We start from the raw sequence: 12,352 nt of genomic DNA, 5'->3' as shown, positions 1-12,352 counted from the left end.
TGCCTTCTTCAAATATGGAGGATTGCTCCACTTATGATATGGAGGTAACCTCCACTTGACAAGAGAGGGAGGAAAACGTGTGAGTGATGAACCTGCCCTTCGGGCTGACGCGCAGAAAAATCGGGAACTCATCCTTTCTGCAGCTGAAGCGCTTTTTCTGGAAAAAGGAGCTGGTGTTCCGCTCGAGGAAGTTGCCAGGCGCGCAGGTGTCGGCATCGGTACGCTTTATCGTCGCTTTCCCACGCGCGAGGCACTGTTAGCCGCAACCAGCAACGAGCGTTTCCTGTCGCTGGCGCAAGCCAGCCGTGCGCGCGACCGAGACCTTGCTCCAGGCGAGGCGGTACGCGCGTACCTGGAAGAACTTGCCAGGAACACGAGCATTTATCAGAGCCTTGCTGCTTCGATCGGAGCTGTTATCCAATGCGGGACGCCCGGCTGTAATGCGATCACCGCTGAAGGGCGCCGGCTGCTTCAGCGCGGGCAGGACGCGGGTGCGATCCGTGGCGACGTCACGTATGAGGATTTCATTTGCGTGGTGACTGCCATCTCCCTTGCAGTCGAAAATGACCAATCATCGAAATCGCGTATCGGGCATTTCGTCGACTTGTTCTTGAATGGCATAAGCGTGAAAAGTCTGGATTAGCCAGCGATAATTCCGCTATCTCCGCACGAGTGGGCGCGAAAAAAAACCGCGCAATGCGCGGCTTGATCCTGGATCCACTGCAGTTGCCCGTCAGCGCAGCTTGGCCAGCGCCACGCGCGCATCTGCCATGAATTTCTGCGTTTCCTGTGGCGTGGAGAGGTTGGCGCCCAGCTGATTGAGCACTTGTTCGATGTCGCTCGATATGTCCCAGGCTTCGTCGCAGAGCATACCCGCGATCGGGCCGAGATAATTCAGCGCGACTTTTTCCAATGCATCGCGGACGCGCTCGTCCGGTGGCGACCCAGCGCCTGAAGGTGCTGCGTTCGGTGCGGCGAGCGGCGTTGCGGCGGCCGGTGCCGAAGCCGCTGCAACCGCTGCCCGCGGCGGTACACCACCCAGATCCTGTTCGAAACCGCCCATCAACCATTGTCGCGAATCATCGCTCAGCAGCGAGGGCTTGCCCATGCCGGCGCCGGGGTCGGCCTGGAAGCGGGCCTTGGCCGCATTGACCATGGTGAGGCGTTGCACCGCCTCGTCATTGCGCAGCATGCGGAACACCACTTCCTCGATCTGCCCGGCGTTGAGGCGGATGATGCAGGAGTGGTTCTCCTCGGTGACGATGAACAGAAAGCCGGACGCCTTCTTCAGTGCCAGCGCCTTGAGTTCGCGCAGGACCTCGATCAGCGGACGGAATTCAGTGGACATGGCGTCTTCCTTGCATCATCTGGTACGGAGTGGGTGCGCGCAGCTCAGCGTTTGCTGAGCCGCTCCATGGCCAGCCGGACACTGTTGGACAGGCGGGAGATGGCGCGCGCCAGGGTACCAATTTCATCCTTGAGGTTGACCTCGTCGATGGTGTGGTTCCACTTGCCCAGGCTCAGCTCTTCGGCCACGGTGGTCAGGTGCTGGATCGGGCGCAACACGCGGCTCCAGATCAACGCCCACTGCAGGCCGAGCAACAGCGCACACACCAGCAGGCCGATGCCGGCGATCCACAGCGACTGGCGCACGATCACGCCATTGACGTCGCTCTTGGGATAAGCCGACACCAGGGTGAAGCCCCAATCGGGCACTTCCTGCTTGGTGACGACCCAGTCGTTGGGCGTTTCCTTGACGATCCGCTCGATGGTGGCGGTGTCGGTGGTGGCACCGGTGGTGGACTGGAAGCGCAGCTTGTTCTTGCTGTCGAACACGGCGATGAAGCCGGAGTCGAGCACGCGACGGCTGCTGACCACGTTTTCCAGCGCCTGGGTGTCGGCCTTGTAGCCGACGTACCAGGCACCGATCACGCGCTTGTCGTTGCCGGCGAAGATCGGCTCGTAGCCGGTGACGTACGGATTGCCGAGGATGTCGACCACGCCGTAGAAGCTTTCGCCGTTGCGCAGCTTGGCGGCGGCCTGGCCGTTCGGATCGAGCACGGTGCCGATGGCGCGGCTGCCGTCGTCCTTCTTGACGTTGGTGGAGATGCGCACGAAGTCATCGCCGGTGCGCGAGAACAGCGTGGCGGTGCCTTCGTGGATGGCGGTGACCTCGTCGAGCATGTCGAAGACGTTGGCCTGCGCCTTCTGGCCCAGCAGCAGGTCGTTGGCGCTGCGCTCGCCCACGCGCACTTCGTTGCCGACGCTGGCGGCGCCGTGTGCGTTGGCTTCCTTGCGCAGCTGGCGCATGGAGGTATTGACGCGATCGAGCATCATCGCGCGGGTGACCGAGAACAGGGTCTGCAAGGACACCGACTGGCGCTCGATCGCGTCGCCGGTCTCGAACTTGACCCGATTCGCTTCGGTAATGGCCAGAATGACCGTCAGTGCCACCACCACGACCAGCACCAAGGCCAGCACCGGCAACAGCAGGCGCACCCGCAAAGAGTGACGAAGCATCGCAATTCCCCTGAACGCGTTTAGTGATTGGATCGAACGCCGTCGCAGCCCCCCGGCAGCGGTCGGACCTAGCCGTTATCGGCTGTTGCGCATGATGCTGAAGCGGCCCCCACGCCGCTGGCGGTGCATACGATAGCTCAAGCCGATCGATTTGACAGTGCGCGTCGATCGCATCGTGCGCCCTGTGTTCAAGAATGGTGGACCGGGTTACAGAGTTCGGGCTGGCGGGCGCGGTGGGCGGCAAGATCGGCTAGCCCTCCAGGGGCGATCCATCGCGGCGCCGTCGGTGAGCCGGCCGATGCGCAGGGTGGCGTCTTTCTGTCACGCCTGCCGTTGCCGCGCTACCGCGATGACCGGATGTAGCGGTGTTTGAAGAGCGACCTGCGCTTGCGATCTGCCTGGTCGCAGGCGGCTCAGGTTTCCAGCGACAGGATTCCCCGGCGCAGGGCAACGGTGACCGCATGGGTGCGATCGCGCACGCCGAGCTTGGCCAGGATGTTCTTCATATGCGCCTTGACCGTCTCTTCGGAGATGCTCAAGGCATTGCCGATCTGCTTGTTGGAGCATCCGGTGGCCACCAGGCTCAGTACCTCCGTCTCGCGGGCGGATAGCGCGTCGTCGAGCACGTGGGCGGCGATGTTTTCGGCCACCGACGCCGGAACATGCCGCCGCTGGCCGCGGCGCACGTCGCGAATGGTGTCGACCAGCTCGCGGCGCAGCGCGCTTTTGAGCAGATAGCCGCAGGCGCCGGCCTGCAGTGCGCGCACCGCACGCACATCGCCTGTATAGGTGGTCAACACGATGACCTTGGCGGCGGGGTCGACACGGCGGATGCGCTGGATGGCTTCGACGCCATCCACGCGCGGCATCTGCAGATCCATCAGCACCACGTCCGGGCGCAGGCTGGCGTAGCAGGCCACGGCCTGTTCGCCGTCTTCGGCTTCGCCGACCACACGCATGTCGTGTTCGGCGGCGAGCATGGCACTGAGACCGTCGCGCAGCAGCGGATGATCGTCTACCACCAGCACGTCGGTCGGTTTGACCATCTCAGCCATTGGAGCTCTCCGTGGATCGTGCAGGTCGAAATCGCCACCACCAGCGCGGTGGCGTCGCATAGGCGGTGCGGGCCGGAAGCGTGATCTGGATTGCGGTGCCGCTGCCTGGACGCGACCACAACTGCATCTTGGCGCCGATGCGTTTGGCGCGTTCCTGCATGCCGGTCAGCCCCCAGTGGCCGGTGCGTGCATGCCCATGCAGCACGTCCGGATCCAGGCCGCAGCCATCGTCGCGGATGCGCAGCACGAAGTCACGTGAACCGTAACGCAGTTCCAGCGCGATGCGCGCGGCGCCTGCATGGCGATCGGCATTGGCCAATGCTTCGCGGCCAAGCTGGAACACTTCGTCGGCCACCATCGGACGCAGCGCCACCGGGCGTCCTTCGACCGACACCTGCAGTTCGGCAGACGGCGGTGGCATGGTGGCCTCGCGTGCGCGCTGCAGTGCGGCGGCCAGATCCTGGCGCAGCGAATAACTGTCGCGCAGGCCGTTGACGCGGTCGCGGCCTTCGACCAGCGCATTCTCGGCCAGGTCGACCGCCTGTTCGAGCTCCAGCCGCCGCGGGTCGTCCTGCGGCAACGAGCGGCTGGCGGCATGCAGCCGCAGGATCAGGCCTTGCGTGCCCTGCAACAAGGTGTCGTGTAACTCGCGCGCGATGCGTTCGCGTTCGCGGTAGCGCTCTTCCAGGCGTGCACGCAGGCGTCCGGCAATACGCCGGGTGCGCATGCGCCACAGCATCGCAAGCGTCAGCAGCAGGGCGAGCGCAACGCACACCTTGAATTGCCAGGTTTGCACGAAGGCCGCTTCGATGACGAAATCCAGCGTGTCGCCGCGCGCGTTCCACACGCCATCGTTGTTGGCGGCGGCAATGCGGAAGCGGTAACGGCCGGGCGCGAGGTTGGTATAGAACGCCTCGTTACGGTTGCCGGCGTCCTGCCATTGCGCGTCCACGCCCTCCAGCCGGTAGCGGAAGCGCACGCGTTCGGGCCGGGTCAGGCTCACAGCGTCGTAGCCGATGCGCAGGCGGTGCGTCCACTTGGGCAGGCGCAGCCCGGCGGTGCGCGGGTAGGGACGGTCGTCGGCGACCACGTCGGTGATGAAGACCTCCGGCGCGGTGGGGTTGCGGTAGGTCTGTTCCGGGTCCAGCCAGGCCAGGCCCTGGTTGGTGGTGAACCACAACAGGCCGTCGTCGGCGGCGATGGCCGTGGGGACCGGTGTGGCCTGCTGGGCGACACCGGGCAACCCGTCCATGATGTCGTACAGGCGCAGCGCCGGGCTGACCAAGCCCGATTGCACGCTCTGTAGCAGCGCACGTTGAGCGATCTGCACCACGCCGCGGTTGCCGTTCAACCACAGCGTGCCGTGCCGGTCCTGCACGATGCCGGTGATGCCCTGCAGGAGCGGATTGGTCTGATCGGCCACTTGCCGGAACCGGCCGTCGGCGCCCAGCGCTGCCAGCCCGGTTTCGCCGGCGACCAGCGTGAGCGACGGGCCTTGCCAGATGGCGGTGATCGGCCCCACCGACAGGCCATTTTCTGCGCTGTAACGCGTCACCTGCCGGCCCTGCAGCAGGCGCGCATCGCCCTTGATGGTGCCCACCCATAGGCCGCCATCGCGCGTATTGGCGAGCACCGTGCACGGGCTATCCTGCAGATCGGGCAGCGGCTGCCAGACGTTGCCGTCGAAAGCGTAGGGGCCGCCGGCATCCGGGCAGATCCGGGGATGGTTGCGGTTGTCCACGACGAAGGCGCGGATGGCGCCGGTCGCCAGGCCGAGCGGCAGCGCCACCGGTTGCACGCGGCCGACCTGCAGACGTAGCAAGGCGTGCTCGCCAAGCACCCAGCCATTGGCGGTCGCCGGCACATCCAGGATGTGGTGGGACGCACCACGCTGCAAACCTTCCACCCGATCGCGGCTCAAGGCCAGCAGCCGGCCATCGCGCAGGCTGGCCAGGAGCGGGCGTGCGGCGGTGCCCGGGGCGGGATTGAAGGTCGCCACGGCCATCGCCTGGCCCGGCAGCAAGGACGCCAACGGCAGCAATGCGCGATGTCGGAACCGGTTGAGGCCCAGATTGGTGCCGGCCCACAGATTGCCTTCGCGGTCCTCGAGCAAGGGGCCGGCAGTGGCCGAGGTCAGGCCTTGTACGGTTCCGAAGCGTTCCAGCACCGGCGTGGGCGATGTGGGCAAGGCGATCCGGAACAGGCCATGCGCCGCGTAGTCGCTGCCCCATAGCGCGCCATCGCGCATGAACCGGATGCGCCGCGCGAACAGCCCGGGAAATTGCGGCCGGGCACGGGCCGTGGCGGGCAGCACGTGGCCCTGCGCATCGGTCAACGCAAACACGCCGCGGTACGGGTCTGCGACCCAGATCGCTCCGCCCGGACTTTCGGCCATGGTGACGTAGAGACCCACCTGCTGGCCGCTGGGTTCGAAGCGTTTGGCGCCAGGCCGCAACGACAGAATCTGGGTACCGTCGCTGACCCAGAGCGTGCCGCGCACATCGCGCAGCAGCCAATGCGCGCGCTCGGCGGTGTAGCCCCAGTCGGCGCCTGCACGCTGCCAGCGTTGCCCATCGAACCAGCACAAACCGCCATCGATGGCGGCCCACCAGCGCCCACTGCCATCGTGCTCAATGCGGAACACCATGCCGGCGGGCACGTCCTTGCCCGGGCTGAAGTGCGTCAGGTGACCGTCGGCAACGCGATCGATGCCGGCGTTGAAGTAGCCGATCCAGGCGGTATCGTCCGGCGCCAGCGCAAGCGTGGTCATGTTGTGCGATGCATAGGCCTCGCCATCCGGCGCCGCCTGCCGCGCGAAACGGTCGCCATCGAACTGAAACAGGCCAAATCCGGTCGCCAGCCACAATGGCCCGGTCTCGGCTTGCTGGATATCCCAGATATCGGCCGGTGCGCCGCGCTCGGTGCTCCAGGCGGTGTGGTGGAATTGCAGCAGCCCCGCACGCGTTGCGGCGATGCCTTGGGCGTACACGGAGTTGCACGGCCACCCGCAACTGCACATCACAACGATCACCGCCGCGCACAGGCGCCAGAGCAGGTGGAATCGGATGGGGGGCTCGCGCGGCATTGCAGCATTGTCGGGCGAGATCGGGGCCAAGCACCACTACCTCTTTCGGGGGAGGCAGGTCGGGCAGGAAATCGGCTACGCATGGACCGGCATGTTGCGTGGGGTGCGTGCGTGTCGCTGCGATGCAATGTGCGCCGAGCCGGATGCCAGCGGTTGGCTGCAGCAGTGATGACGCCGCCTCGTAGCGTGCCAGTCGTGCGCTGGCGTCCGCTTGATTTGCGTGTGGTGCGGGTGTCGGCTTGGACACTGCAAAGCGCGACAGAAACAACGGCGCGGTATCGCCGCTGCATCGGCGTGCATGCGCGGTGCATGCCATGGCGATGCACCCATGCGATCCCATGCGTGCTTGTGGCAGCACGCGGGCTGCTCACCCGAAAGAGTGAGCGATCGGCCTCACCATCAGGGGTGGGGCGATCGGCAGGTTCGCCCCACCATGGCGCCATTCCCCGCCGGAGACGCCACATGGCACGTCTGACTGCCGCCGGCCGCCCCGATCTGCATGCAGGCAACACCAACGCACTGTACGCCCCGCGCGCACGCGCCGTGGCCAGAGCGCTGCAGTACATCGACACGCATCTGTATGAGCCCATCGGCGTGACGCAACTGGCCGGCGCCGCCTGCATGAGCCGCTTCCATTTTGCGCGCGTGTTTCGCGATGCGCTGGGCGCCAGCCCGATGGAGTATCTGCGTCGTCGTCGCCTCGAACGCGCCCAGGCCATGCTGCGCGAGGGCGGCCACACCATCAGCCAGATCGCCACCGATCTGTGCTTCTTCGATCAAAGCCATTTCGTCCGCAGCTTCCGCAACGCCACCGGCTGCACGCCGGCGCGCTTTGCCGCGCAAGTGGCGAACGATCCCTGCGCCGCGCGCCCCCAGCCGCGTGCGCAACGGCACATCGCTGGTTCTTTTTCATCCTCCCTGGAGCATCACGCATGACCACCGCCACCGCCGTCCCCGGTAAGTCCCTGTTGTCGCCCGGTGATCACGCGCTGATCCTGATCGACCATCAATCGCAGATGGCGTTCGCCACGCATACCATCGACATCTCGGCGCTGCGCAACAACGTGTCGCTGATTGCCAAGGGCGCCAAAGGCTTCAAGGTGCCGGTGATCTTGACCACCGTTGCAGAGAAGTCGTTCTCCGGCCCGCTGTTTCCCGAGCTGCCGGAGATCTTTGCCGGCGAACCGGTGTTCGATCGCACCAGCATGAATGCCTGGGAAGACCAGGGTGTGATCGATCGCGTCAACGCCATCGGCAAGCAGCGTCTGGTGATTGCCGGGCTGTGGACCAGCGTCTGCATCGTCGGCCCGACGCTGTCGGCGGTCGAGCAGGGGTTCGAGGTCTACGTCATCACCGATGCCTGCGGTGATGTCAGCGACGAAGCGCACGAGCGCGCGGTGACGCGGATGGTGCAGGCCGGCGCCGCGCCCATCACCAGCGTGCAGTACCTGCTGGAACTACAGCGCGACTGGGCACGCAGCGACACCTACGACCTCACCACCGGCATCGCGCGTGCGCATGCGGGCGGCTACGGCATCGGCATTCAGTACGCCAAAACCATGTTCGGCGCGCAGGAAGGCGGGCATTGAACGCATCGGCACCACGTGGCAACGCCGGCCTTGCAGCGGCATTGCTGATGCTGCGCATTGCCGGCGGCGGTTTCCTGTTGCCGCATGGCCTGGGCAAGTTGCTGGGATGGTTTGGTGGGCCGGGGCTGGCTGGATTTGCCGCTGAATTACAGCAATTCGGCTTTCCGTCTGCGCAACCGTTGCCGTTGCTGCTGGCTTTGGTGCAGACGCTCTCGGGGCTGGCGGTGTTACTGGGTCTGTGGACGCGCGTCAGTGCTGCACTGGCGGCGGTGTTCATCGCCACCACCGTCGTGGTGGCCGTGCCCAAGGGCTGGTTCTGGATGCACGGCGGGATGGAATACCCGCTGATGTGGCTGCTGGTGTTGCTGGGGCTGGTTGCCGCTGGCGGTGGCGCATGGTCGCTGGATGGGCTGCGCAGGCGTGGTGCGGCATGAGCGGCGTACCGAATGATCACCATGCCGGGCGGCGCTTGTGGATGCAGGCCGCCGCCGCCGGTCTTGCGTTGGGCGCCTTGCCCGGCGCCTGGTCTGCTTCAGGGAAGTCTCCGATGGTCGATCTGGTCGTTCGCAACGCACGCATCACTACCCTCGATCCACGTCAGCCCAGCGCCACCGCCATTGCAGTGACCGATGGACGCATCGTGGCGGTGGGCGACGATGCGCAGATCATGGCGCTGGCAGCTGGCGCCCGCAGCATCGATGCGCAAGGCCGACGCCTGTTGCCCGGCCTCAATGACAGCCACACCCATCTGATTCGCGGCGGGCTCAACTACAACCTGGAGCTGCGCTGGGATGGCGTGCGCTCGCTTGCCGATGCGATGGCGATGTTGAAGGCGCAGGTCGACCGCACCCCAGCGCCGCAATGGGTGCGTGTGGTCGGCGGATTCACCGCGCATCAGTTCGTCGAAAAACGCTTGCCGACCCTGGACGAGATCAATGCCATCGCAGCGGATACACCGGTATTTTTGCTGCATCTGTACGACCGCGCCCTGCTGAACCGCGCGGCCTTGCGCGCCTGTGGCTACGACAAGGCCACTGCCGATCCGCCCGGCGGGCGCATCGAGCGCGACAAGCTGGGTAATCCCACAGGCTTGCTGCTGGCCAAGCCCAATGCCCTGATTCTCTACACCAGCCTGGCCAAGGGCCCGCGACTGCCGTTGGAGTATCAGGCCAATTCCACACGCCATTTCATGCGCGAACTCAACCGGCTGGGGATCACCTCGGTGATCGATGCCGGCGGCGGTTTCCAGAATTATCCGGAGGACTACCAAGTCATCGAACAGTTGCACGCGGCCGACCAGTTGAGCGTGCGCATCGCCTACAACCTGTTCACCCAGAACAAGGGCAAGGAAGTCGACGACTTCCGCGGCTGGACCGAGATGCTGCCGGTGCGCAAGGGCGACGATCTGCTGCGGCACAACGGCGCCGGCGAAATGCTGGTGTTTTCGGCGGCGGATTTCGAGCAGTTCAGCGAGCCGCGCCCGGAGCTGCCGCCGGAACTGGAGCCCGAGCTGGAGCAGGTGGTGAGGTTGCTGGTCGAAAAGCGTTGGCCATTCCGTATCCATGCCACCTACGACGAAAGCATCGGACGCATTCTCGATGTGTACGAAAAGGTCAATGCCGACATTCCGTTCGATGGCCTGCATTGGTTCGTCGATCACGCCGAAACCATCACGCCACGCAATATCGACCGCATTCGCGCCTTGAACGGCGGCATCGCCGTGCAGCACCGCATGGCGTATCAGGGCGAAGCGTTTGTCGAGCGCTACGGCGTACAGGCTGCGCGGCACACGCCACCGGTGCGTCGCATGTTGGCCGCCGGCGTGCCGGTGGGCGCCGGTACCGATGCGACGCGCGTGGCCAGTTACAACCCGTGGGTGGCGCTGTCGTGGCTGGTCACCGGACGCACGGTGGGCGGTCTGGCGTTGTACGGCGAAGAGAACCTGCTCGACCGTGAGCAGGCGTTGCGGCTGTGGACGCAGGGCAGCGCGTGGTTCTCCGGCGATGAGGGCCACAAGGGCACGCTGGCGGCGGGGCAACTGGCCGATTTCATCGTGTTGTCCGACGATTACTTCCGCGTCGACGATGCCGCCATTGCCGACATCACCAGCGTGCTGACCGTGCTGGGTGGGCGCGTCGTCCATGGCGACGGCGACTTCGCCGCACTGGCGCCCACCTTGCCGCCGGCGATGCCGGACTGGTCGCCGGTCAACCGGTTCGGCGGCTATCACGTGGGTGGTGCGGTCAGCGGGCTTGCCAGCACCACGCACACGCATGGCCATGGCTGTCGCGCGCACGGGCCGCATGGACATGCAGCGCAGCATGCTGCGCCCAGCGATGACCTGCGCGGCTTCTGGGGCGCATTGGGTTGCGCGTGTTTCGCGTTCTGAGATCGGCACCACAGCGATGCGCCTGCCGGCGCATCCAGGCCCGTCACCTTGTTTGTCTCACCCCGTCCACTGGAGCCTTGCCGCGATGACTTCTTCTGCCGCACCCGCCGATAGCGGTGCCTGGGCGCCGCTGCGCGAGCCGATCTTTCGTGCCTTATGGCTGGCCATCTTAGGCAGCAACATCGGCACCTGGATCAACGATGTCGCCGCGTCCTGGGTGATGGCCGAACGGACGGGCTCGCCGTTGATGGTGGCGGCGGTGCAGTCGGCCACCACCTTGCCGGTGGTGTTGTTCGCACTGGTGGCCGGCACGCTGGCGGACATCGTCGACCGCCGCCGCTACCTGATGCTTACCCAGGGCTGGATGTTGCTGGTGGCCGCAGCCTTGGCCTTGCTATCGCATCTGCAGTTGCTAACCCCGTGGGTACTGGTGGCACTGACCTTTGCAATGGGCATGGGCGCGGCAATGGCGATGCCTGCGCAGGCGGCAATCGTGTCGGAGCTGGTGCCGCGGCCGATGCTGGCCTCGGCGGTAGCGCTCAATTCGATCGGCATGAACATCGCCCGCTCGATCGGCCCAGCGGTTGGCGGTTTGATCGTGGCGCAATTCGGGCCGCCGTGGGCATTTTTGCTCAATGGCGTGACCTTCGGGCTGATGCTGCTGGTGTTGTGGTGTTGGCGTCGCGATGCGCATGTCTCTGCATTGCCGCCGGAGAGCTTCGGCGCGGGCCTGCGTGCCGGTCTGCGCTACGCCGCACGCGCCGGGCGCTTGCAGGCGGTGCTGATCAAGGCCGCCGGGTTCTTCCTGTTCGCCAGCGCGTTGACCGCATTGCTGCCGTTGGTGGTCCGTCGCGACATGCAGTTGGGTGCCGGCAGTTATGGCGTGTTGCTGGGCTGCATCGGCATCGGTGCGATCAGTGGCGCGCTGCTGTTGCCACGCCTGCGTGCGCGCTACGACCGCGACCTACTGGTGTTCGTGGCCACCATCGTGTGCGCAGCCTCATTGCTGGGGCTGGCATTGTCGCGTCAGATCGGAGTGCTGTGCGTGGTGATGGTGGTCAACGGCCTGGCCTGGATCACCGTGCTGTCGTCCTTGCAGATCGCCGCGCAAACGGCGGTGCCTGCCTGGGTGCGCGCACGCGCATTGTCGCTGTACATCGTGGTGTTTTCTGCGGGTATGGAGACCGGCTCGCTGGTCTGGGGCGCGTTGGCGCAACGCACCTCGATCGCGACAGCCCTGCAGATTGCCGCCGTTGGCGCGGTGATCGCGGCGCTGCTGGTCAAGCGCGCGCGCATTGCCGGCACCGAACAGCTGGACCTCGCCCCTGGCGGACATTGGCCTGTGCCGGCGCAATCGGATGCGGTCGAACACGATCGCGGCCCAGTGCTGGTGACGGTCGAATACCGCATCGCTGCCGATGCGCGCGTAACTTTCCTGCAGCTGATGACGCAACTGGGCAACGCGCGGCGTCGTGATGGTGCGGTGGTCTGGGGTATCGCCGAAGACGCGGCAACACCCGGCGTGCAACTGGAATACTTCATCGTCGCTTCGTGGCTGGAACATCTGCGTCAGCACGAGCGCGTCACCGGCGACGACCGCCAGCTGCAGGAGCAGATCCGCGCCCTGCATCAAGGCGAGCGCGCGCCGGTGGTCCGCCACTTCGTCGGTGGCGGGGGTGTGGCGGTGCCGCCGCACGCCCATGCCGATATCTGA

Annotated in this window: 10 protein-coding genes; 6 read left to right on the top strand and 4 right to left on the bottom strand. The window is 65.7% G+C overall.

What is annotated here, in order from left to right:
* Positions 1-79 precede the first annotated feature (79 nt).
* Complete coding sequence (locus GGR73_RS06055; RefSeq protein WP_184456034.1) at positions 80-643, top strand: TetR/AcrR family transcriptional regulator; 564 nt, start codon at positions 80-82, stop codon at positions 641-643.
* 90 nt (positions 644-733) lie between these two features.
* Here GGR73_RS06055 and GGR73_RS06050 read toward each other — a convergent pair whose 3' ends face one another.
* From GGR73_RS06050 to GGR73_RS06035, 4 genes are all read right to left on the bottom strand, one after another.
* On the bottom strand, positions 734-1,348 hold the full coding sequence (locus GGR73_RS06050; RefSeq protein WP_184456032.1) for a hypothetical protein: 615 nt from the start codon (positions 1,346-1,348) through the stop codon (positions 734-736).
* Positions 1,349-1,392: 44 nt separating this feature from the next.
* Positions 1,393-2,520: a Cache 3/Cache 2 fusion domain-containing protein gene (locus GGR73_RS06045; RefSeq protein ID WP_184456030.1), complete on the bottom strand. Its 1,128-nt coding sequence runs from the start codon at positions 2,518-2,520 to the stop codon at positions 1,393-1,395.
* Between the two features lie 413 nt (positions 2,521-2,933).
* On the bottom strand, positions 2,934-3,575 hold the full coding sequence (locus GGR73_RS06040) for a response regulator (protein ID WP_024939195.1): 642 nt from the start codon (positions 3,573-3,575) through the stop codon (positions 2,934-2,936).
* Positions 3,568-6,660 carry a sensor histidine kinase gene (locus tag GGR73_RS06035; RefSeq protein ID WP_184456028.1) on the bottom strand — a complete coding sequence of 1,031 codons (3,093 nt, stop codon included), beginning with the start codon at positions 6,658-6,660 and terminating at the stop codon, positions 3,568-3,570. Before GGR73_RS06035 ends, GGR73_RS06040 begins: the two co-directional genes overlap by 8 nt.
* Positions 6,661-7,155: 495 nt before the next feature.
* Between GGR73_RS06035 and GGR73_RS06030 the strand changes: the two genes are divergently transcribed.
* From GGR73_RS06030 to GGR73_RS06010, 5 genes are all read left to right on the top strand, one after another.
* Positions 7,156-7,596: a helix-turn-helix transcriptional regulator gene (locus GGR73_RS06030; protein WP_372358781.1), complete on the top strand. Its 441-nt coding sequence runs from the start codon at positions 7,156-7,158 to the stop codon at positions 7,594-7,596.
* Positions 7,593-8,249 carry a hydrolase gene (locus GGR73_RS06025; protein ID WP_104552631.1) on the top strand — a complete coding sequence of 219 codons (657 nt, stop codon included), beginning with the start codon at positions 7,593-7,595 and terminating at the stop codon, positions 8,247-8,249. The genes GGR73_RS06030 and GGR73_RS06025 overlap by 4 nt, the downstream gene beginning before the upstream one ends.
* Positions 8,246-8,683 carry a DoxX family protein gene (locus GGR73_RS06020; protein ID WP_024939192.1) on the top strand — a complete coding sequence of 146 codons (438 nt, stop codon included), beginning with the start codon at positions 8,246-8,248 and terminating at the stop codon, positions 8,681-8,683. Before GGR73_RS06025 ends, GGR73_RS06020 begins: the two co-directional genes overlap by 4 nt.
* Before the next feature lie 113 nt (positions 8,684-8,796).
* Positions 8,797-10,638, top strand: coding sequence for an amidohydrolase (locus GGR73_RS06015; protein ID WP_184456516.1), 1,842 nt, complete (start codon positions 8,797-8,799; stop codon positions 10,636-10,638).
* Between the two features lie 85 nt (positions 10,639-10,723).
* Positions 10,724-12,352 (top strand): MFS transporter, encoded by a 1,629-nt coding sequence (locus GGR73_RS06010; RefSeq protein ID WP_184456026.1) that lies wholly within the window; start codon positions 10,724-10,726, stop codon positions 12,350-12,352.

This window comes from Xanthomonas sp. F14, assembly GCF_014199865.1.
This window is presented reverse-complemented; position numbering and strand designations above follow the sequence as displayed.

Excerpts from the sequence above, each read along its gene's own strand:
- GGR73_RS06050 (WP_184456032.1), bottom strand. The coding sequence starts at position 1,348 with ATGTCCACTGAATTCCGTCCGCTGATCGAGGTCCTGCGCGAACTCAAG.
- GGR73_RS06045 (WP_184456030.1), bottom strand. The coding sequence starts at position 2,520 with ATGCTTCGTCACTCTTTGCGGGTGCGCCTGCTGTTGCCGGTGCTGGCC.
- GGR73_RS06040 (WP_024939195.1), bottom strand. The coding sequence starts at position 3,575 with ATGGCTGAGATGGTCAAACCGACCGACGTGCTGGTGGTAGACGATCAT.
- GGR73_RS06035 (WP_184456028.1), bottom strand. The coding sequence starts at position 6,660 with ATGCCGCGCGAGCCCCCCATCCGATTCCACCTGCTCTGGCGCCTGTGC.
- GGR73_RS06025 (WP_104552631.1), top strand. The coding sequence starts at position 7,593 with ATGACCACCGCCACCGCCGTCCCCGGTAAGTCCCTGTTGTCGCCCGGT.
- GGR73_RS06015 (WP_184456516.1), top strand. The coding sequence starts at position 8,797 with ATGGTCGATCTGGTCGTTCGCAACGCACGCATCACTACCCTCGATCCA.
- GGR73_RS06010 (WP_184456026.1), top strand. The coding sequence starts at position 10,724 with ATGACTTCTTCTGCCGCACCCGCCGATAGCGGTGCCTGGGCGCCGCTG.